Origin of the sequence: Allorhizocola rhizosphaerae (assembly GCF_003426775.1) — a bacterium.
In the GTDB taxonomy this organism is placed as follows: Bacteria; Actinomycetota; Actinomycetes; order Mycobacteriales; family Micromonosporaceae; genus Allorhizocola; species Allorhizocola rhizosphaerae.
In genome coordinates, this window is the sequence record NZ_QJUG01000004.1 from 1 (window position 1) to 20,519 (window position 20,519).

At 67.3% G+C, this 20,519-nt stretch carries 23 protein-coding genes; 9 read left to right on the top strand and 14 right to left on the bottom strand.

The window, feature by feature from the left end:
• A partial coding sequence (locus DM816_RS01305; RefSeq protein ID WP_162906992.1) for an alcohol dehydrogenase catalytic domain-containing protein occupies nt 1–452 on the bottom strand: 452 nt, incomplete at its 3' end.
• Between the two features lie 50 nt (nt 453–502).
• Between DM816_RS01305 and DM816_RS01310 the strand changes: the two genes are divergently transcribed.
• The 3 genes from DM816_RS01310 to DM816_RS01320 are packed head-to-tail and all read left to right on the top strand — an operon-like array spanning nt 503 to nt 3,437.
• On the top strand, nt 503–1,624 hold the full coding sequence (locus DM816_RS01310; protein ID WP_117208178.1) for a hypothetical protein: 1,122 nt from the start codon (nt 503–505) through the stop codon (nt 1,622–1,624).
• On the top strand, nt 1,621–2,376 hold the full coding sequence (locus tag DM816_RS01315) for an SDR family oxidoreductase (protein WP_117208179.1): 756 nt from the start codon (nt 1,621–1,623) through the stop codon (nt 2,374–2,376). The genes DM816_RS01310 and DM816_RS01315 overlap by 4 nt, the downstream gene beginning before the upstream one ends.
• Nucleotides 2,373–3,437: a sulfotransferase family protein gene (locus DM816_RS01320; RefSeq protein ID WP_117208180.1), complete on the top strand. Its 1,065-nt coding sequence runs from the start codon at nt 2,373–2,375 to the stop codon at nt 3,435–3,437. Before DM816_RS01315 ends, DM816_RS01320 begins: the two co-directional genes overlap by 4 nt.
• A gap of 29 nt (nt 3,438–3,466) precedes the next feature.
• Here the strand turns inward: DM816_RS01320 and DM816_RS01325 are convergent, their stop codons facing one another.
• The 7 genes from DM816_RS01325 to DM816_RS01355 all read right to left on the bottom strand — a co-directional run bounded on the left by DM816_RS01325 (nt 3,467) and on the right by DM816_RS01355 (nt 8,796).
• Nucleotides 3,467–5,734 carry a caspase, EACC1-associated type gene (locus DM816_RS01325; protein WP_117208181.1) on the bottom strand — a complete coding sequence of 756 codons (2,268 nt, stop codon included), beginning with the start codon at nt 5,732–5,734 and terminating at the stop codon, nt 3,467–3,469.
• Nucleotides 5,724–6,053: an effector-associated constant component EACC1 gene (locus DM816_RS01330; protein WP_162906993.1), complete on the bottom strand. Its 330-nt coding sequence runs from the start codon at nt 6,051–6,053 to the stop codon at nt 5,724–5,726. The genes DM816_RS01325 and DM816_RS01330 overlap by 11 nt, the downstream gene beginning before the upstream one ends.
• Before the next feature lie 88 nt (nt 6,054–6,141).
• Nucleotides 6,142–6,381 (bottom strand): hypothetical protein, encoded by a 240-nt coding sequence (locus tag DM816_RS42070; protein ID WP_162906994.1) that lies wholly within the window; start codon nt 6,379–6,381, stop codon nt 6,142–6,144.
• Nucleotides 6,382–6,606: 225 nt separating this feature from the next.
• Nucleotides 6,607–7,023, bottom strand: a complete 417-nt coding sequence (locus DM816_RS01340; RefSeq protein ID WP_117208184.1) for a nuclear transport factor 2 family protein — start codon at nt 7,021–7,023, stop codon at nt 6,607–6,609.
• A gap of 3 nt (nt 7,024–7,026) precedes the next feature.
• The gene (locus tag DM816_RS01345) at nt 7,027–7,899 is read right to left on the bottom strand and encodes a TIGR03619 family F420-dependent LLM class oxidoreductase (RefSeq protein ID WP_117208185.1); all 873 of its coding nucleotides are present in this window, start codon (nt 7,897–7,899) and stop codon (nt 7,027–7,029) included.
• Between the two features lie 20 nt (nt 7,900–7,919).
• Entirely contained in the window at nt 7,920–8,453 is a 534-nt protein-coding gene (locus DM816_RS01350; protein WP_117208186.1) for a DinB family protein, read from the bottom strand.
• A 10-nt stretch (nt 8,454–8,463) separates the two neighbouring features.
• A complete protein-coding gene (locus DM816_RS01355; protein ID WP_117208187.1) occupies nt 8,464–8,796 on the bottom strand; it encodes a YybH family protein in 333 nt (110 codons plus the stop codon).
• A 30-nt stretch (nt 8,797–8,826) separates the two neighbouring features.
• Here DM816_RS01355 and DM816_RS01360 point away from each other — a divergent pair, with 30 nt between their 5' ends.
• On the top strand, nt 8,827–9,414 hold the full coding sequence (locus tag DM816_RS01360) for a GNAT family N-acetyltransferase (protein ID WP_117208188.1): 588 nt from the start codon (nt 8,827–8,829) through the stop codon (nt 9,412–9,414).
• On the opposite strand, the gene DM816_RS01365 is transcribed toward DM816_RS01360, so the two are convergent.
• Nucleotides 9,366–10,193, bottom strand: coding sequence for an alpha/beta fold hydrolase (locus tag DM816_RS01365; protein ID WP_117208245.1), 828 nt, complete (start codon nt 10,191–10,193; stop codon nt 9,366–9,368). The genes DM816_RS01360 and DM816_RS01365 overlap by 49 nt on opposite strands.
• Before the next feature lie 314 nt (nt 10,194–10,507).
• Between DM816_RS01365 and DM816_RS01370 the strand changes: the two genes are divergently transcribed.
• Entirely contained in the window at nt 10,508–11,311 is an 804-nt protein-coding gene (locus tag DM816_RS01370; RefSeq protein WP_162906995.1) for a helix-turn-helix domain-containing protein, read from the top strand.
• Nucleotides 11,312–11,404: 93 nt separating this feature from the next.
• On the opposite strand, the gene DM816_RS01375 is transcribed toward DM816_RS01370, so the two are convergent.
• Nucleotides 11,405–12,274 (bottom strand): M23 family metallopeptidase, encoded by an 870-nt coding sequence (locus DM816_RS01375; protein WP_117208190.1) that lies wholly within the window; start codon nt 12,272–12,274, stop codon nt 11,405–11,407.
• Nucleotides 12,275–12,343: 69 nt separating this feature from the next.
• Between DM816_RS01375 and DM816_RS01380 the strand changes: the two genes are divergently transcribed.
• Nucleotides 12,344–14,308 carry an AfsR/SARP family transcriptional regulator gene (locus DM816_RS01380; protein WP_117208191.1) on the top strand — a complete coding sequence of 655 codons (1,965 nt, stop codon included), beginning with the start codon at nt 12,344–12,346 and terminating at the stop codon, nt 14,306–14,308.
• 221 nt (nt 14,309–14,529) lie between these two features.
• On the opposite strand, the gene DM816_RS01385 is transcribed toward DM816_RS01380, so the two are convergent.
• Complete coding sequence (locus tag DM816_RS01385; RefSeq protein ID WP_117208192.1) at nt 14,530–15,591, bottom strand: golvesin C-terminal-like domain-containing protein; 1,062 nt, start codon at nt 15,589–15,591, stop codon at nt 14,530–14,532.
• Between the two features lie 195 nt (nt 15,592–15,786).
• On the opposite strand from DM816_RS01385, the gene DM816_RS01390 reads away from it, so the two are divergent.
• Both DM816_RS01390 and DM816_RS01395 read left to right on the top strand, forming a co-directional pair.
• Nucleotides 15,787–16,635: a fumarylacetoacetate hydrolase family protein gene (locus DM816_RS01390; RefSeq protein ID WP_117208193.1), complete on the top strand. Its 849-nt coding sequence runs from the start codon at nt 15,787–15,789 to the stop codon at nt 16,633–16,635.
• Nucleotides 16,632–17,384, top strand: coding sequence for an SDR family NAD(P)-dependent oxidoreductase (locus tag DM816_RS01395; protein WP_117208194.1), 753 nt, complete (start codon nt 16,632–16,634; stop codon nt 17,382–17,384). The genes DM816_RS01390 and DM816_RS01395 overlap by 4 nt, the downstream gene beginning before the upstream one ends.
• On the opposite strand, the gene DM816_RS01400 is transcribed toward DM816_RS01395, so the two are convergent.
• Both DM816_RS01400 and DM816_RS01405 read right to left on the bottom strand, forming a co-directional pair.
• Nucleotides 17,381–17,776, bottom strand: a complete 396-nt coding sequence (locus DM816_RS01400) for a hypothetical protein (protein WP_117208195.1) — start codon at nt 17,774–17,776, stop codon at nt 17,381–17,383. The genes DM816_RS01395 and DM816_RS01400 overlap by 4 nt on opposite strands.
• Nucleotides 17,773–18,057: a hypothetical protein gene (locus DM816_RS01405; RefSeq protein ID WP_117208196.1), complete on the bottom strand. Its 285-nt coding sequence runs from the start codon at nt 18,055–18,057 to the stop codon at nt 17,773–17,775. The genes DM816_RS01400 and DM816_RS01405 overlap by 4 nt, the downstream gene beginning before the upstream one ends.
• A gap of 287 nt (nt 18,058–18,344) precedes the next feature.
• On the opposite strand from DM816_RS01405, the gene thrS reads away from it, so the two are divergent.
• Complete coding sequence (gene thrS, locus DM816_RS01410; protein WP_281274282.1) at nt 18,345–19,550, top strand: threonine--tRNA ligase; 1,206 nt, start codon at nt 18,345–18,347, stop codon at nt 19,548–19,550.
• Here thrS and DM816_RS01415 read toward each other — a convergent pair.
• Nucleotides 19,545–20,519 carry a hypothetical protein gene (locus DM816_RS01415; protein WP_117208198.1) on the bottom strand — a complete coding sequence of 325 codons (975 nt, stop codon included), beginning with the start codon at nt 20,517–20,519 and terminating at the stop codon, nt 19,545–19,547. The genes thrS and DM816_RS01415 overlap by 6 nt on opposite strands.

Consider the following 20,519-nt stretch of genomic DNA (forward strand, 5'->3'; position numbering starts at 1 on the left):
CGGCGCACGGCATGCAGCGCGGTGGCGCCGGCGTCGGTCAGCGGCCCCGCGGTGCGCGGGTCCAGCGAGCCCAGGGGCAGGAGAGCGCGCCGGTCGGCCACGACGTATCGCGCGAGCCCGCCGTCGCGCCCGTATCCGCGCCCCGTCATCGCGGCCGGGCACAGATTGTCTTTGCCGCGCAGGCACATCCGGCACGCGCCGCAGGAGGCCGTCGCGGTGAGCGCGACGGGCCGCCCGTCCACCCATCCGGCGATCTCGTGCCCGAGGGTGAACGGCATGGCCCAGCCCAACTGCTCGCCGATCGCGCGGGGCATCTTGCGCATCGTGAAGTCGGAGTGGCACAGCCCGCACCCGGCGATCTCCACGAGCACCTGACCCGGCCCGGGGTCCGGGTCGTCGACGTCCTGCAGACAGGGGGCACCGCCCCACTCGGTCATGCGATATGCGCGCATTGCGTTCCCGCCCTTGTGCAAAAATTAGAACAGGTTCTAATGTAGCGTACATGCTCACCCAGCCGTTTGCGGAGGCGCTCGCAGAGGCCGAGAAACTCATCGCCTCGGCGCCGCATGTGCGCACCGAGCAGGACCTCCGCGAGGGCTACGACTACCTGGCCGGCTCGATCCGCGCGTCACTGCAGCTGGCCTGGGCCTATGAACGGGACTTTCCGTTCTTCGTGCAGTCGACGGGGCCGTACACGAAAATGGGTCTGGATAACCCGGACACGCTCTACTACCACGCATACGTGAGCGACAACGCGCGATATGTTGTCAGCGGGCGGCGCGGGACCACGGCCGACCTCAGCTTCCAGGTGATGAACGGCGACTATTCGCCGGTCGACGTGCCGGACTCGCTGACCGCGTTCGATGATCGGTCACTCGATGTGGACTCCTCCGGAAACTTTGAGTTCGAGCTCGGGCCGCTGCCGCCCGGGTCGGCGATGCTCATCGTGCGCGAGGTGTACTCCGACTGGGAGCACGAGGAACGGGGCGTCATCCGCATCCATCGGCCCGACAGGGCGGGACTCGCGCCGAAGCCGGGCGATCCCGCGAAACGCTACGGCGTGGCGGGGAAGATCCTGTTGAGCCGGCTCAGAACCTTCCTGGCCTTCCCGGAATGGTTCTATCTCAAGCTGCCCGTCAACACGCTGACCGAGCCGCGGCTCACGCCGGGCGGACTGTCCACACAGTACTCCTCGGTCGGCCACTTCGAGCTCGGCGAGGACCAGGCGATGGTCGTGACCGTGCCCGCGTCGGACGCGCCCTATCAGGGGATTCAGCTGGGCAGCATGTGGTACATCTCCATGGATTACATCAATCACCAGACCAGCCTCACCAGGGACCAGGCCGTAATAGATTCCGATGGATTTATACGGTACGTCATCAGCGAGCGCGATCCCGGCGTCTCCAATTGGCTTTCGCTTCTTGGGCACCGGCGCGGATACGTTCAGCTGCGCTGGCAGCGCCTGTCGCGCGCGCTGACGGCAGCCGACGGGCCGACCGTGGAGGTCGTGCCGTTCGAGTCGGTGCACGCCGAACTGCCCTACGACCAACGGATTTCGCCGCAGGACTGGGCCGCGCGCATCGCGGCGCGGCAGGCGGCGGTGGCGCGAAGGATGCTCGCATGACGGATCTGTTGGGCGACAAGGTTGTGGCTATCTCGGGAGTGGGGCCGGGCCTCGGGCAGGCGCTGGCGCGGCAGTGCGCTTCAGCGGGCGCTCATGTTGTGCTCGCGGCGCGCACGGCGTCCTATGTGGAGGAGTTGGCGAAGGAGCTCGACGGCATGGCCGTGCCGCTGGACGTGACCGCGCCGGACGCGGGGGCGTCGTTGCTCGCGGCCTATGGTCGAGTGGATACGTTGGTACACAACGCGTTCGCGATGCCATCGATGCGCGAGCTGTCCAAGGTGGACACCGCCTCACTGGTCGAGGGCTTTGAGGTCAACGTGTTCGCGGCGTTGCGGCTCACGCAGCAACTGGCGCCCGCGCTGGTCGAGTCGCGCGGGTCCGTGGTGTTCGTCAACTCCGCTGTGCTGCGGCACTCCCGGCGCACCTTCGGTGCATACAAGATGACTAAGGCGGCGCTGCTGGCGGTGGCGCAGAGCCTGTCGACCGAGCTGGGGCCGAAGGGCGTGCGGGTCAACTCGATCGCGCCGAGCTACATCTGGTCGGAGAAGCTTGAGCAATACTTCGCCTTCCTGGCTCAGAAACGAGGCGTCACACCCGAGACGGTCTACGACGAGGCCGCTGCCAACGTCGACCTGCGAAGGCTGCTTACTCCCGCCGAAATCGCCGATGTGGTCGTGTTCCTGGCTTCCGACCTGGCGCGGGGCATCACCGGCCAGTGCATCGACGTCAACGGCGGCGAGTTCCATCGATGAATGTCGACAGGCTGCACGAGTCGGCCATGCGCCTCACCGGGCTGTCCGACTTCGGCGATACGGACTATCTGGCGGGTCTGCACGTGCTGGCGAAGTCCTATGTGGACGAGGCGGCACTCACGCCGCTGGGGGAGAAGGTACAGCGGGCGTTCCTGCGCTCGGCCCTCGTAGCGCGACTGTTCACTGAAGCCGCCGCTGTTGAGGACGCTCCCATCACGCGGCCGGTGTTCGTCACGGGCCTGCCCCGCACCGGGACCACCGCGCTGCACCGGCTGCTGTGCGCGGACCCGGCGCACCAGGGCCTCGAAGTCTGGCTCACCGATGTGCCGCAGCCGCGCCCGCCGGTGTCGACGTGGGCGTCGAATCCGGTCTACGTCGCGCTGGAGCAGGCCTACGCGCAGCGGTCCGACCTGGCCGGTGCCCACCGGATCGCGGCCGATCAGGTGGAGGAGTGCTGGTACCTCCTGCGCCAGTCCATGATGTCCATCTCGTTCGAGTGCCTGGCCCACATCCCGTCCTATTCGGACTGGCTTGCCGCACAAGACTGGACCCCCGCCTACCGCCGGCATCGCCGCAACCTTCAGCTGATCGGCAGCAACGACCCGGGCCGGCGCTGGATCCTGAAGAACCCCAGCCACATGTTCGCCCTCGACGCCCTCCTCGCGGTGTATCCCGACGCGCTCATCGTCCAGACCCACCGCGACCCGGTCACCGCGATCGCGAGCGTGTGCAGCCTCAACGCGCAGGCGTCGCGCGGCTGGTCCACCGTCTTCGAGGGCGCGCTGCTCGGCCGTTCCCAGCTCGACCTGTGGGCACGCGGCTATCACCGGTTCGCCGCCGACCGGGCCAAGCACGACCCCGCCCATTTCCTCGACGTCCACTACGACGACTTCATCCGCGATCCCGTGCACGTCTTGGAACAGGTCTACGACCGCCTCGGCTCCACCCCACCCGCGTCTGTGCTAGAGCTCGCCCAGCGCGGCACCCCCGGCAGCCACCGCTACGATCTGGCGGACTTCGGCCTCACCGCGTCGGAAGTCGCCGCGCGCTTCGACGGTTGAGGAACTTCCCGACAAACACCCTGCCACCGTCATCGGAGATTAGCGTTGAACTCGGCGACGAATCGTGGGTCGAGCGAATCCATCGCCGCGTCGACGATATGCTGCGCTTCCAACGTATGGCCCTGGCGGCGAAGCGCAGTGTCCAACACGGAAAGGTCGTACACCTTTTTGAAATCTGGCTTTCCCAGCCATACCACCCGGCGTATTTCCGCATCGAATTCGCCGGTCCTCTGCAACGCCTCGAAAATGCGGGGAAACTTGTCACTTCTCACAGCGGCTCGGAAGAGGCGGCTCGCCGCGGATGGCGACAGCTCTTTCATAGCCCGCGGCACGCTGCGTGGATCACAGCGCCGCACAGCCGCGTCGAGCAGCGAGTCGCTGACGTCTGCCTGAGACAGCAACACCAGGAACGACTGTTCCGTGGTGGCCGCGGTCAATACCGAACGCAGCTGCGCCCTTTCGTCATAAGCAGCGCCGAGCGTGCGCAGAAGGGTCTCTACATCGGCGGGTTCGATGGCATCGACCATCACCGCGAGGTCACCGATGGGCGCGTGCAGGGCGAGGTACTCCACAACTCGGCGTGCGTCGAGGGGGCGCCCGTCCTCGCGCAGTGCCTCCACAAGCACAGGACCGCGCGAGCGCGGTTCAGCCACGGCAGCGCGCTGACACAGCCGCAACGAGATTTCTTCGAGGCGCTCGGCGTGAAGCTGCTCGCTCAGCCGGATGATCTCGGCGAGGTCGAGCGCGCGGGCCGCGTGCTCGATGGCAAGCTCCACGGTGTCGTACAGATCGTTGGCGTTCAGCGCCGAGATCCCCGCGAGTGTGCTGAAGGCGCCAAGGAGCCCCGACGCGAGCGTCTCTGCCCACCTGTCGTGGCCGGCGTTGCGCATCACGGCGATGAGGCGCGCCAGCTCGTTCGGCGGGCGGCTCGACATGACCCAGGGCACTGTCGCGTAGAGCAGGTATGCGATCCGTTCGTGGCCCGCCGCTCGCATGTCGTCGGCCAGCAGGGCGACCTCTTGCGGCGGTAGCCGATGGGTCATCCGCTCCAGCGTCTGGTCGACGACGTCGACCAGCCCTACGAGCCAGAGCGAGCTCACCAACGTCACCATTTCGGCCCGGGTGTCCGCCCGCTCTGCCGCCGCGTCAAGTAGATATGACCGGTCGTGCTGGAGCGCGCGGGCAAGCTCCGCGACATTGGACGCGCGGTCCTCGGCCGCGACATCGAGCAGTCGCCTGGCCCCGTCCGGCAGGCCGATCAGCTTGAGTGTTTGGTGGATCGCGGCCACTTCGTTGGGCGCGAGCCGGGCCACCGCGCGCATCAAGTCGGTGGCTTCCGGGAGCATACCGATGATGGTGGCGAGCTGCTGGTGCGATCGGCGCGCGACGAGTGCCTCGAAGAACGCGGGCCGCTGGCTCTCGTCGAGCCCGCGAACCGTGTCGCACACCTCCTTTGGTTTGCCCATGACGAGCGGTTCGAGCTTTGCGGAAAGCTGGGGCCGCGGCGGAGGCGGCGGCGTTACGACTACGGGACTCGTGTGGCGGTTGCGGGCGAGCGCGATGGCTTTGCCGTCGTTGCGGCTGCGTTGCTGCGGCGCCGGCAGGTTGCGGGCGGCGAGGTCGGCGCGCACGTGATAGAAGAGCGTCTCCATGTCCAGCAGATCAGGCCCACCCGCGATGCCGTGCGTCAGCTTGTCGATCAGCGCGCCGGTGAAGGCCGTGTGCTGTGCGCCGGGTGGTGCGAGCGCGAGCCGGTTTTCGGCCGTGGCCGTCATGAGGTACGTGCCGTCGATGCGCGCCTGATCCGCGATGCGCGTGGCGTCGGCCGACATCACTCCCGTCAGCGCCCGCCCGCTGTAGCAGCAGTCCAGGATGACGACCTTGCCGTAGCAGCGCTTCGCCGTGTTGACGATCACTGAGCGGATCGCGTCGTACCGCACGGCCTCGTGGATGTGCTCGTTGTCGGCCGCGGGCAGCGCCAGATGCAGGTCGGCCTCGCCTTCAGGCAGGCCGTGCCCGGCGAAGTACACCAGCAGCACGTCGGTGGCGACCGACGCCGCCTGATGCACCGCCCGAACGACGTGGGTGGGCGAGCCCGGGTTGTGCAGCACCTCGCAATGCGACGCGGGCAGGCCCCAAATCGAGGCGTCCATCAGCAGTTCGCGCAGCGCCTCGAGGTTTTTCTCGACCGCGGGCAGCGAGTCCAGTCGCTCGTAGGTGGACGCTCCGATCAGGACCGCGCGGGACTCCTGCGGATTCGGCTGCCGGGACTGCGGACCCGCGCCTTCAGTTGTCACCGAGCGCCTCGATGATTGTCTCGATGGTCTCGGGAGAGGCGTCCGTGGCGGTCACCGTGATGCCCTTGTCGTTCTTGAACGTGATCGTCGGCGCCTTCGGGCGGGCCGTGCGCCAGGACGCGTAGGCTACGAGCACGCTCGACAGCGCGATGGCGTGCGTGAGCACAATGTCCACGACCTCCAGCGCGCCCATCGTGCCACCCGTGTGGCGGGCCCGCGCCGTCACGTCGCCAGCTCGCATGACGTCGGCGTCGGCGCGTAGCCAGCGGTACAGGTCCTGCAGGGCGAGTTCATCGGGGCAGCTAACGGCAATACGCACGTCGCGCACGGTAACCGGAGAACCGGGTTGATCGCCAACCCGTGTTTATCCGCATGCCGTTCCTGATCTCACCGGATGGTGCAGAGGACTACCAGCAGGGCGAACTCCAACCGGCGTATGCGGCGCCGGACGAGTTGATCACCTCTACCGAAGCCCACGACTCACTGCCGAACATGCACCAGCTGGATATCTGGGTCTGGTTGTCGTATGCGGGCTCGTAACCGTACTGCGTCGACCACCGGATCTGGACGGGGGTCGACGAGCTGTAGCTCAGGTAGCAGTTGAAGAAACCCGAGTACTGATAACACTGCAAGTAGACGTTCGGCACGCTCGAAATGGCCGCGGCTTGCCGAGAGGGGCCAGGCCCGGCCGACGCTGGCGAAGCGCTCAACGCACCGGCAATGGTAAGGACAAGAGCGACGCCCAGGTGTACTAACGGCCGCCGGGCCTTCGACCGAGTCATGACGCCTCCGAGAATCGACAATTGAAACGTTGCAATTTTCGATCAATCACATATAGCGCAACCTCCCATAGCGGTACTGCCTCACGAACGTTATTCGGCCGGGCGCAGTGTCGCCATGGCCCGCTCGGTCTCCCAGAACGCGCGCATGGATTGGATCAGCCCGTCGTCGCCCACCCGGTACACGAAAACGCCCTCGGTGTCGACGCGCATGCCGCCGGGCAGGTATGCGGTGATGGTGCCGACGTTGGCGACCTCCGATCCGGCCGCGAACGAGTCGCGGATGTCGAACTCGAAACGTTGCGCTTGCGCGATCGCCTTGTCCCAGAAGGCGGAGATGCCCTCGTGCCCGTGATGCCCCTTGCCCTCACTGTCGAAAAAGGACGGACCGACCGGGTCCTCCAGGACCGCGTCGGGCGCGAAGAGTGCCAGCCAGCCGTCCTTGTCGCCGCGGATGACCGCGTCCATCGAGCGCCGCGCGGCGGCCCTTGCCAGGTGTTCGTCAGTCATCGCTCAAGCCTCCATGCGTGTTATCACGTCGTCGGCGAACCGCCGAATGCCGTCCACTTTGGACTCCAGATCGCTGTCGAAGCCCGCGCCGTAGAAGAACCACGGCACGACGATCGCGTCGGTCACGCCGACGCCGGCCAGCTCGCGATAGCCGTCGAGGCCGAACCGGTCGATGCACACCGCCTGGATTTCGAACGGCCCGGTGCGCCCGTATTCCGCGCGCAGCGCGGAAAGCCGGTCAATGGTGGCGCGCAGCCGCTCGAACTTCATCATGGCCGACGTCCAGCCGTCGCCGACGCGGGCGGCCCGCCGCAGCGCCGCCTCCGTGTGCCCGCCGACGTAGATGGGCACCGGTTCGGTTGGGGCCGGGCTCATCTGGAGTTTGCCGAAGCTGAAGTGCGCACCCTCGTAGGAGACCATGCCACCGCCCAGAATCAGGCGCAGGATCTCGATGGCCTCGTCCGCCCGCGCGCCCTTGTCCTTGAACGGCGCGCCGCACCATTCGAACTCCTCGGGCGTCCAGCCGAGCCCGACCCCGAGCCCGAACCGGTTGCCCGTCAGGTTGGCCACCGAGCCGACCTGGCGCGCGAGCAGCACGGGATTGCGCGGCCCGAGCTTGAGCACCTGCGTGTAAAACCGGATGCGCGTGGTGGCCGCACCCATGGCGGCCGCCGCGATGAGCGGATCGGCCCATGGGGTGCTCGCGTCCCAAAACCTACTGCCGTCTTTCGTGTACGGGTAGTCGGCTTGCACCTGTTCGGAATAGAAAATGGAATCGGGCAGCGCGATGGAGGCGAACCCGCAGTCCTCGGCGGCGCGGGCAAGCGGGATCCATTGGTCCACCGGGTTCAACGCGATGCCGAGCGTGAACTTCATGGACCAAACTGTAACGTGTTCTAGTTTAGCTGAGAAGTCACATCGTGCAGATGATGGATCGGATCGTGCACGAAATACCGCCCGATCGACTCCACGGTGAACCGCGCCCCGTCGCTGCGGTTGCCCGTGCGCGCCCACTGATCGCCCTCGACCCGGGCGAACGCGGCCGCGACCGACTCCGCCGCGAGGCCCAGCTCGACGATGACCTTCGCCGGGTCCTGCTCGCCGTAGCGCTCCTGCACCGCGGTCGCGTCCTGGTCCCAGTTGGGGAAGTGGGGATCGTCCTGGCTGAGCATGAGCCCGAGGCGATACTCATAGATGCGGAACACGTCTCGCACGTGGCACGCATATTCCAGCGGCGACCAGACGTCCGGGCGCCTGCGCACATGAAGCTCGCCGCCCGCGCGGAACACGTCCTGCCAGGCCTCCGCGTTCTCGCGAATCACGGTCGGGATGTCGGACCTGCCGATGCCACTGGCGTTGAAGCCGCACTCCGGGCACGGCCGCTGCAGGACCCACGTCCAGTCCTTGGTGTCCGGAACAATCTCTGCCATGCGGTTGAGGCTAGCTGTTGAACGCGATCGTCAGCTCTGCCACCTGGCCATCTCTCCATGTGACCTGCATCGTGCCCGAGCCGCCCGCGTCCCAGTCGAACCTCGCCAGCGCCGTCTCCGCGGCGACCTCCTCGATCGACCAGATGGACATGGTGTCGCTGGGCGGCTGGCTCGCATAAGCCTTGGCGATGGCGTCGCGCCCCTTGAACGGGCCGACCGGGACATCGTCGAAGCGCATGACCGCGTCGTCGGCGAACGTCGCCACGAAGTCGTCGAAATCGCCCGACCGGACCGAATCGTTGAACAGCCGCTCGTGCTCGCGTACCGCTTCCGTCAGATCCATGGCGAGGATGCTAGTTGTACCATCAAGATCATGCTGGCCCTCACTTTGGATGCCGGAGCGCACCTGCGCGACCTCGAACCGTGGCACGCCGACGAGTTCGCCGCGCACGTCGACCGGATACGCGACCACCTGAAGCCGTGGATCCCGTTCGCGTCAAGGATTTACGACGCCGACGGAGCGCGCGACCTGCTGCAGCGGTTCGCCGACAAGCGGGCCGCCGACACCGGCCGGTTCTATGGGCTCTGGCTCGACGGCGAACTCAGTGGCGGCACCCTGTTCAAGGAGTTCGACACGGCCTCGGGCGTCTGCGAGGTCGGCGTGTGGCTCGCGCCCTGGGCCACCGGCCGCGGCCTGATTACGCGTGCCGTCACGTCGATGATCGACTGGGCGGTGGGCGAGCGCGGGATGCACCGCATCGAGTGGCGCACCGATCCGCGCAACGAGCGCAGCCGCGCCGCCGCCGCCCGGCTGGGCATGACCCGCGAGGGCGTGCTGCGCTCGTCGTTCGTCATCGGCGACACCCGCTTCGACACGGAGGTGTGGGCGATCCTCGCCGACGAGTGGAGGGGTCAGCGCACTCGCGCCACAATGGCCTCGGCCACAGCCTCGGGAGCCTGATCCGGTACCCAATGAGAAATGCCTTTTAATTCGACGAACCGATAATCGCCGCTGACGAACCGGGCGCAGGCCCTGGCAGCATCGCCGCCGAGGGCCATGTCCTGGTCGCTCCAGATATATGTGGTGGGCACGGTGACGACCGCGTGATTCTTGGGCGGCTGCGTCACTATCGCCGTGTACCAGCTGAGCCCGGCCCGCAGCGCGGCCGGATCGCGCATCGGGCCGACATAGCGCTCCAGCTGCTCGTCGGACAGCCCACTGCCCTGGAAAATCATCTTGAACATCTCGCCGTCGTTGGCCAGCATCGCCGGGACCGACTCGTCCAGCTGCGCGAAGAAGGCCACGTAGGTCGAGCGCTTCGCCTGGTCGGAGTTCTTGTCGGCCAGCGCCATCATCAGCGCGGCCGGGTGCGGCACGCTGATCGCCGTCAGGCTGAGCACCCGATCCGGATGGTCGCCGGCCAGCCCCCAGGCCACCGCGGCGCCCCAGTCGTGCCCGACCACATGGAACCGCCCGACCCCCAGCTCGTCCATAATGGACAGTGTGTCGGCGATCATCTCGTCGATCGCATACTGAGCCGGATCCTCCGGCCGCGCCCCCGGCGAATAGCCGCGCTGATCGATGGCGATGGTGCGCAACCCTTCGGCGTGCAACAGCGGCGTCACCAGATGCCACTGCCCGGAATGCTGCGGAAACCCGTGCAGCAGCACCACGGCCGGCCCATCCTCCGGACCGTCCACATGCACCGCGAACTCGAACCCTCGTGCGCTCACAAGCATGAACGCCACCCTACCCGTCCCGGTCAGTTGAGTTGCTTGCGAAGTGGCGCCGGTATTGGGGCGTTGAAGACCTCGATCCTCGATCGCGTCTGCTTGGCGTCCGGCCCGGTGCAGGGCGAGCATGAGGGCGTGTATCAGGCGCTCCGCAGCGGGTTCGCGGCAACCAGGTCGCTCAGCTCGTGATCAGGTCGTGCGGAACCCTTGGCAAGGGCTCGGTGATCGCGGCAGCAACGAGGGTGTCATGATCAGCAAGCCCTGATCGGCGGCTGTCAGTGCTCGTTGCAGCCGGCATTTTGCGTGGGGCCTTCGGTCCCGTGAGTCGGACCTTCGGTCAGGGCAAGAACTTCGACGAAGGTGCCCGTGACCGGATCGTCGGTCTCGGGCGGTGTGGCCGCGGTCATCGCTGCCGCGGCCAGCAGAGCAGCCGCTACCTTGGGGATCCGCTGACCTGGCATGACATGTCCCCTGTCGGTTATGGTTCTTTCCTGGGCAGGCATTCCTATTATGGTGAACAGTCGAGATCTGTCAAACGAGAGCACGGGGAACCAATGACGGAAATCCCTCGAGAACGGATCATCGAGGACGTTAGTACCTTGAAGGCGCTCGCTGATCCCGTGCGCATGACACTGCTGGACCTCACGATGGCGCAACCGGAGCGCACATGGACAGCAAGGGAGCTGGCCGGCATCGTCGGAGTCCTGCCGACCAACATCTACTACCATCTCAACCTGCTCGAGCGAAATGAACTGCTCCAGGTTCGCGACACCCGTGTCGTGAACGGCATCATCGAGAAGCACTACGGCGCCGGTCAGCGGCAGATTGTCTATCAGCGCCGGGTCGGCGAGGGTGCCGACGGTCCATTCGACATCGCGGCGTCGATCATCGATCGTCTCCGCGACGACCTGTACTTCGGGCTCAAGAAGGGCACGATGCAGATGAGCCGCGACGCCCCGGACGCCGAGCGTGCCGTGGTCAGTTGCGGCTTCGTCCAGATCCCGGAAAACGAGATCGCCGCGTTTCGGGAGGAGCTACTCGCTCTCGTCGCGCGCTATGAAGCGACGGGGGTGCCTGGCGTGAAGTTCACGGTCGTGGCCGCCATGCACCCGAGCGACATCTGACAGCCACGACAGCACTCTGGGAGGGGTGCTCAAAACGCAAAACGCGGGTCCACCAAGACAGAGTGGACCCGCGTTCCGGTGGTAAGCCTGTTGTTAACCGCAGTGTTCGAAGCCGGACGTGTAGCTTGAGCCGCCCGTGCTTCCGCCCCACCGCACGCATCCGGGAGCGGTCCGGATCACCGGACCGGCGTAGTAGGAGTAGCTGCCCGAGTCGGTCGTGCGCGAACTGCCCTGCGGCTCAAGGAACGCGCTCGTCGCGGTCGGCGTGCCCACGCTGGCCATCTTCAGTGTGGTGACACAGTTCTGGCTCGTCGAACCCTTCCAGAGCAGGTTGGCCGTGCCGGCCGAGCCCAGCCGCTGCGAGTCGATGATTTCGAACCCGGCGCCGCATACGCCCGCCGGATCGTAGGAGGTCGCGCAGTTGCGGCTGGTCACATTTGCCACGCCATAGGCGAACGTGGTCCCGTTGAACACCGCCCGGATGATGTCCGATTGGGACCGGGTCGGGTACCGCACCTCGTAATGCAGGTGCGGTGAGATCCCGTTGCCGGGCCGGCTTGTGTTGCCCAGGCTGCCGATTGCCTGCCCGCGCAGCACGGACTGCCCGGCGACGACCGCCCGCTTGTTCAGGTGGGCGTAATACGTGTAGTACCCGCCGCCATGGTCGATCACGATGAGGTTGCCGTAACCGTTGGCGGAGCCCTGGTGCGCGGAAACGGCGACCGTTCCGCCGGCGGCCGCGACGACCGTGTCGCCCAGGTCCGCGGTGGCCGTGGAGCCACGGTTGAAGTCGATCTCCCATGAGACGTGTGCACTGCTGGCCGTGCTGTTGCCGTTCCACGTCTGTCCACACGGGAAGGGCAGCTGGAACGCGGGCGCCGCCTGCGCCGGGTTGGCGACGAGGACGGTACCGGCAAATAATGTGGCGAGGACTGCGACCACGCGCGTAAGCGATATTCGCATGTTTCACAGCTTCAACCGTTCAGCTTCACGCCCTCTACAAATGGTCTACAAGCCCATAGTCTTAACGGCATGGCGACCGGGCTCGAGCTGCGCATTCTGGGTCCGTTGGAGGTGTTCCGGGACGGCCTGCCGGTCAGCGTCGGCGGGGTGAAGCCCCGCATGCTGCTGGCCACGCTCGCGCTGCACCACGGGCGCGCCGTCTCGGTCGACCAGCTTATCGAGGTGCTGTGGCCGGCCGACCCGCCCAAGTCGGCGATGGCCAACGTGCAGACCTACATCAGCTCGCTGCGCGCCAAGCTCGGTCGCGTGCTGGAGACCCGGCCGCCGGGTTATCGGCTCGTGCTAAGCACCGAAGCGCTTGACACGCTTGACTTCTGCCGCCTCGCCGAGCGTGGGCGGCATGACGAGGCGCTGGCGCTGTGGCGGGGTGACCCGTTGGAGGACCTGCCGGCGGCTCCCGCCTGGCGCGTGCCTGTGGCCGGGCTCGTGCAGCAGCGCCGGACCGTGCGCCAGGCCCGCGCCCGCAGCCTCATCGACTGCGGTCGTGCACTTGAGGCCCTGCTCGACCTGCGCTCGCTGGTCGCCGAGGATCCGTTGCGCGAGGAGAGCTGGCTGCTGTTTGTGCAGGCGCTCGCGGCCGCCGGGCAGCGGGCGGAGGCCCTGTCCGCCTACGCCGACGCGCGTCGCACGTTCGCCGCCGAGCTGGGCATCGAGCCGGGAGAACCGTTGCGGCGCTTGCATCGCGAGCTGCTCGGCGCTGCGCCTGCCCGGGTCGACAAGCTTGACGCGGACGCGGCGGCTGTCGTTCGTGGACTGGCCCGGCTCGGGTTGCCCAGCGCGCCGGCCTGGGTGGCCAGTGCCCTGCTGGGCGGCGACAACCGTGACGATGTGCTCGAACGGTTGGTCCAGGCGCGTCTGCTCCGCCGCACCGATGATGGGCGATATTCCGTACCGGCGCTGGTAAATCTGCTTGCCCCGGACCTGCCAGGCCCCGACGGCGATATTTTCAAACCTCTTTGTGGGTACCTCTTCGTAGCCGATGCCGCGGCGAGAGCGCTGCCCGCGCAGCTGTTCGGCCCCGGCGTCACCGTCGCTCCACGTTGGACGGTGCCGTCGCACGACACCCTCGTCGACGGGTTCTTCGAACGCGAGCGGGCCCAACTCGTGCGCTGTGTCGAGTTCGCGGCCGACATGGGCCGGTCCGACCTGGCATGGGAGCTCGCGCACGCGATGGTTTCGTGGTGCGACATGGGCGGGCACACGGTCGAGTGGGAGCGCACGCACTCGCTCGCGCTCGCCTCGTGCCGCTCGGCCGCGGACCTGCTCGGTGAGGCGGTGACGCTGCGCGGGCTCGGTCAGCTGCACGTGTATCAGGACCATTACGACGCCGCGCTCGAAGCGTTCAGCCGGTCGCGGCTGCTGTTCGCCCGCCTGTCCAACGACAGCGGCGAGGCGGGGGCATTGGCGGGAGTCGGCACCGTGCACCGCATCCGCGGTGAGCTCGACCAGGCGTACAACTGCTTCCGGCAGGTGCTCGCGTCCTATGTGGAGGCGGGAGACCTGCACGGGCAGGCCTTCGCGCACGGCGCGCTCGGGCAGGCCCTCCTGGCCCGCGGTGAGCTCGACGAGGCGGCGCGCGCCGTCGGCAACGGGCTCGTGCTCGCCGCACAGGTCAACGACCAGCACCGGCTGGCCCATCTCACGCACAACCTGGGCCGGGTCCTGCTGCGCAAGGGTTCCGACACACTCGGGCACGCCCAGTTGTTGCGGGCGCTCGAATTGTTCGCCTCGCTCGGCGACGCGCATGGCGAGGCCTATTGCCTGATGGACATCGCCGATCTGGAGGAGACCGATTCGGCCGTGTCCCGGCTGACCCGTGCCCTCGAAGTGCTTGAGCGCATCGGCGACCGGCGCGCCCAGGCCAAGTGCGCCCGTCGCCTCGGCGAACTGCACCGCGACGCCGGGCGCGACTCGCTCGGCGGGGCATACCTGGACGAGGCGCGCCGTCTACAAGCGACAGTCACCCCCGCGTGACGCCGATGCGCCTGGATGCCGCACGCGCGCCGCCTCGATGACGAACGCCAGGGCGAACGCCGAGCACAGCACCATGACGGGCCCGAGCTCGCCGCCGAAGGAATAGCCGCTCTGATAACCGGCATCGCGGGCTCGCGATGGGGTCGCGACGTGCGGTTTAGGTGCCGGGGGCGGGGTGAGTTGGGGGGGCCGCCCCCGGCGGGGGAGTGGAGCTCGTGCGGTCAGACGCGGGTCACGCGCACCGCGTCGGCGATGACATAGGCCGTGCCGCTGGTCCAGCGGCTGACGGCGACGAGGTCGCGGGCGCCCGCCGCGAACGGGAACGTGCCGATGCTGCGCCATGCGCCGCCGTTGGTGGTCTGATTGACGGTGACGGTCTGATTGCCGGTGGAGGCGAAGACGATGTGTGGAGCGGAGGCGTGGTAGCCGGAGTTGGCCGGATACCACACGTCGAGACGATAGTTGCCGGTCTGGGGCAGCGTGGCCGAGAAGTAGGCCGCGTCGGAGGCCGCAACCGGTGTGGCATAACGATAATCGGCGCCGTAGCGCTGCGTCGAATAGGTGGAAACGCCCCAGTTCTCCGACGCCCGGAAGCCCGCCGACGTGTTGTCGATGACGGTGGACCACGCGGGCGGCGCGTTGAGTTTGGCCGCGACGGCCGCCTTCAAGTCGGGCAGCTTGGCATAGAACGCGTTGCCGGGGCAGGCGGTCGCGACGAAGTCGCGGTGCCCGTAGATGGCCGACGGGCTGATGCCCCACTGCTGGCAGATGTACGCGCACAGGTCGACGAGCTTGTCCCACAGTGCGGTGGTCGGCAACACGGACGTGTAGGTGCCCTCGTTTTCGATGCCGACGCCGGTCGTGTTCTGCCCGGGGCAGTGGGCGCTGGTGACGAACCCGTTGCCGGACGACAGGTGCGACAGGCTGGTGTGCCGGCCCTCCGTGATGTGTCCGCCCCGGCTCACCGTGAAGTTCTGCCCGGTGTCCGACCATCCATTATTGTCCATGTGCCAATTCTGGATGGAGCGCGAGAGCGCGTAGGCGTGCGCGAGCGAGTAGTCGGTCGAGTTGGGCGTCGCCGTGTGATGGATGATGATTTTGTTGGGGTCGTTGCTGAGCTGCTGCAGAGGGGAGGAAGGATTGCGCGCTCCCCAGGTGGCGCAGCTGGCGATGGTGGGTGCGGGGACCGCGAGCGCCGGTGAGGCCTGGGCGAGGGGCGGTAGGACCGTGCCCGCGCCGAGGACCACCGCGCCCCGGAAGACGTTGCGGCGGGAGAGATGCATGACAGCTCCAATGTGGTGGGTGCTGTATTGGGGGTTTGTCGCCGCGCAAGGATCAGCGTGGTTATTTTCTTACCACTCAACTCCAATAATTGAAACCCTTTGACATGGTACCCGGAAACATCCGACGAATTTCCTCGGATGCGCGGTGCGTTCGGGTTGGATAGGCTGTGCTGCTGACATACATGGGAGGAATAGATGAAGCTGCTCAGGCTTGGCGAGCGCGGGGCCGAACGCCCGGTGCTGCTGGACCCCGACGGGCGCCACCTGGACGCGACGCCGGTGACCGCCGATTTCGACCCCGGGTTCTTCGCCGGCGACGGCATCGAGCGCCTGCGCGGGGCGCACGAGGCAGGAGCCCTGCCGGAGATCGACCCGACTGGGCTGCGCATCGGTGCGCCCATCGCCCGGCCCGGGTCGCTGCTGTGCATCGGCCTCAACTACACGGCGCACGCGGCCGAGTCGGGCGTCGCGCCGCCCGCCGAGCCCGTGCTGTTTTACAAGGGCACCAACACGTTGACCGGTCCCAACGACGATATCCCGATCCCGCGCGGCAGCGCGAAGACCGACTGGGAGGTCGAGCTGGCTGTCGTGATTGGACGGCGTGCCCGCTATCTCGCGTCGGTCGACGAGGCGGTGCGCTGCATAGCCGGGTACACGATAAGCAATGATCTTTCAGAACGGGAGTTCCAGCTTGAGCGTTCCGGCGGGCAGTGGTCGAAGGGGAAGAGCTGCGAGGGGTTCAACCCGCTGGGGCCGTGGCTGGTGACCGCCGACGAGGTGTCGCCGCAGGGGCTCGGCCTGCGTTCGTGGGTCAACGGCGAGCCGCGGCAGGACTCGACGACCGCCGACATGATTTTCGACGTGGCGTTTATCGTGTATCACCTGTCGCAGTTCACCGTGCTCGACCCGGGTGACATCATCAACACCGGGACGCCGCAGGGGGTCGGGCTTTCGGGCCGCTTCCCATATCTGAAGGCGGGCGACGTCGTCGAGATGGAGATCGATGGGTTCGGGCGGCAGCGGGGAGTGTGTGTTCAATCGTGACCGGGCAGCTTGAGGGTTTGGTTGCCGTCGTGACGGGCGGCGGGTCCGGCATCGGGCTCGCCGCATGCCGCACGTTCCTGCGGGAGGGCGCACGCGTTGGCGTGCTTGACCTTTCGCCTGCCACATTGGACAGTGCAGAGGCGTTGCCCGTGACGGCCGACGTGTCGGACCAGGCGTCCATGGACGCGGCCATGGCGGCGGTGGCGCAGCGCTTCGGCGGCATCGACATTCTCGTCAACAACGCGGGCATCAGCGCGGTCGGCACCGTCGAGGACAATTCCGACGATGAGTGGGCGCGGGTGCTCGACGTCAACGTGACGGGTGTCGTGCGCGGGACGCGGGCCGCACTGCCGTACCTTCGGCGCAGCGAGCACGCCGCGATCGTCAACACGACGTCCATCGCGGCGACGGCAGGGCTGGTGAACCGCGCGCTGTACTCGGCCTCCAAGGGAGCCGTGCACGCGCTCACCCTCGCGATGGCCGCCGATCTGGTGACCGACGGCATCCGGGTCAACTGTGTCTCGCCCGGCACGGCCGACACGCCCTGGGTGGCTCGGTTGCTCGCCCGCACCGACGACCCGGCCGAGGAGCGACGCAAGCTTGCGGCCCGCCAACCCCTGGGGCGCATGGTTTCCGCCGACGAGGTGGCCGCGGCCATGCTCTATCTGGCGAGCCCGGCGGCGAGCGCGACGACCGGGATGTCGCTTTCGGTCGACGGCGGGGTGGGCGGCCTGCGGCTGGTGCGCTAGTTCGGTTTGAGTTCCCAGACCATGCCCTTGTCGAGGACCCGAAGCGCGGTGGCCGGATCGGTGGTCATAAGTGGAACATCAAGCGCGTAGACGAGAAGACATGAGTGGGCGAGGCTGAGCCGGTCGACCTTCTTGGCGACCGCGCCCACCATGTCGCCATCCTGGACACGGCATTCGACGACCTCGATGGTGGGAAGCCCGAGCAGCACGTCGAGAAGGTCGGCGGCGTCCGGATCGGAGTCCCGGTAGGCCTCTGCCACGCACAGCACCGAGGTCTGCATGGTCAGGTCTTGGTCCGCGCAATAGGCGAGTTGATAGGCGACATGCGAGTCGGTCTGTTGCGCGTAACCCAGGAGAGCGCCGGTGTCCAGCACCCTGATCGGCGTGCTCACCTGCCAGGGCGACGCCGGGTGAGCTCACGCAGCCTGCCGTCCAAGTATTCCCGGCGAGCGGGGTCGGCCCAGCGCTTGCGCAAATCGGCGTGGGAAGCGGCGATGCGCGCATATTCCTCGGCGGGCACTTCGTGAACGTTGACCGCCGCGAGCGCGGCCGCCGTGGCGTCGATCCGCTGCCGGATGCGGACCGCGTCGGCGACGTATCGCGAGGCGTTTCCCTGCGCCTTCACGAAATCGCCAAGCTCGTCCGGCAGGCTGACGGTCAACTTCACGGTCATACCGGAAAGGCTACTACGGTATGACCATGCGTGCAACGACGCTGTGGGATTCCTGAGATCGGTTTATCGCTCCGTGTGATGTGCCGGTGATCCGGGGCGATGCGGCGCACGCGAAGTTCGTTTGGCAGCGGCCCGTGCGACCGGTATCGTGGTCGGCATGAATTCAGCTGTGGCCATCTTTACGACGACGCCGGTGCACCCCGGCGATCGCGTGTTGGCCTGCTGAGCCTCATCCAGACAGCCATCAAGCCCCGGGGCAACGCCCGGGGCTTTTCCTGTGGCGTGCCCTGCCGTCACAGGAGGACCGACCCATGCAAGACCACCGCAGGCTCGGGCGCGAACTCGAGCTGTATCACCTGGACCCGATGATCGGTGCGGGCCTGCCGATCTGGCTGCCCGCCGGTGCGGCCGTGCGGCACGCCATCGAGTCATACATCCGTGAGGTTGAACGCCTTGCCGGGTACCAACATGTATATTCACCGCCCCTGGCAAAGCGTGTGATGTACGAGCGCTCGGGGCATCTGGCCAAGTTCGCCGACGACATGTTCGCGCCCATCGACGATGGCGGGGACGAGTTGATGCTTCGGCCGAGTCTGTGCCCGCATCACGCGATGGTGTTCGGCTCGCGCGGGCGTTCATATCGGGAGTTGCCCTTGCGCATCGCCGAACTCGGTGGCATGTATAGGGCCGAGCGCTCGGGCGTTGTCGGCGGGCTGTCGCGGGTGCGCGCGATCTGGCTCAACGACGCGCACATCTTCTGCTCGCTCGACCAGGTGGGCGACGAGGTCGCGGCGATACTGGACATGATCCTGCGCGCGCACAAGGCGCTGGGCGTGGCCGTGGACTCGTTTCGCCTGTCGCGCCGGGGCGAGGGCGCTGGCTACATCGGCGCGCCATCGTCGTGGGCACTCGCGGAAGACATGCTGCGCCAGGCGCTCGTTGCCGCCGGCATATCGTTTGCGGAGGCTCCGGGCGAGGCGGCGTTCTACGGCCCGAAAATCGACATCCAGATCCGGGACGTGCACGACCGCGTGTACAGCCTGTCGACCATCCAGATCGACTTCGCCCAGCCGGAGCGGTTCGGGCTGGAATACGTTGCGCCAGACGGGGATCGCCACAGCCCGGTCATGATTCACCGCAGTGTCGTGGGTGGACTGGAGCGGCTGGTCGGACATCTCATCGAGGTGCACCAGGGCGCTTTCCCGGCGTGGTATGCGCCCGTGCAGCTGGCCGTGCTCCCGGTCGGCGCGCAGCAATCCGAAGCGGCGCACCGGTTCGCCTCCGACGCCATGCGGCTGGGCCTGCGTGCGGAAGTCCGAGAGCACGAATCGCTGGGCCACCGCGTCCGCGAGGCGTCGAAGGTCCCGTTCATCGCGGTCATCGGCGAACGCGAGGCCGAGGTGGGCGCGGTGTCGTTGCGTTCTCACGCGGGCGTCCTCCCGGAGGGTGCCGCCCTGGACCTCATCGCCGCCGAATGTCGCCCACCGCTATGACCCTGGGCGACGCAGCAGCGGATCGGGGAAGGTCAGCCAGCCCCCGCTGAGATCGGTGAACCATTGGGCAAAGGTCCGGCTTCCGGTGTCGGGCTCAGAATCGGCCGTGCTCGCAGGGTCACCGATGACCGGGGAGACGCCCTTGAGCACCGGGAAAGCCTTTCCCAGCACGTCGCTGGACAGGTTGCGGGGCAGGGAGACTCGCGGTCTGCCCCGGCGGCCGGGCGAACTCGGCATCTGAATCACCTCGCCGGTGGCGCCCACCCTTGGCCCAGGCAAGCGGTAGGCGCCACCGCGCAACGCTGCGCGGTGGCCGGGAAGGATGGGGAGGAACGACAGTGAGCCGTCGGCGGGGAGGGCCGGGACACCCATCGCTGTCCGGGCAGCGGGGTAACCCTGAAGGGCCGGCGGCACGGTTGCCTGGGCCAGCGTGATCGCCGGGCGGTACGCGTGTTCCGGACTGATCGATCCCGCCAGCCTCGGCAGGGTGATCAGGCTTCGGTCGTCCTGGATCGCTTCGTCGGCCTCGGCCATGATGGCCCGTGCCTCCTTGTTCAACACCCAGGCCCGCCTGTCCCACGTGTCTTGCGCACAGGTGGTGACGAGTTCCCATTCCCGGGCCAGCTTGGCGATTTGATCCCTGGCGCCGACCAGCGTCGCCATCAGGCGGTCCAGTGCGCGAGCGGTTGACGCGAAGGCGTTGGCGGATCGTTCGAGCTCCCTGTCGAGCCGGTCGAATTCGGCCAGCATCATGGTTAGGCCGACCGAGGCGGTGACGTCCACATGGGACACGAGTCGCTGCCTGAGTTGCCTGCACCGTTCGTGTCGAGCCGCCAACAGGTCAGCCGTCCAGGCGAAGCGCCTGGCGTGCTCCTCGTCGCTCGGATGGACCTCAAGGCGCACCATGGACCAGATGCGTGGGACGTCGTAGGCATCCCAAACCGTCGACCAGGGCGCGGCGGCTGCCAT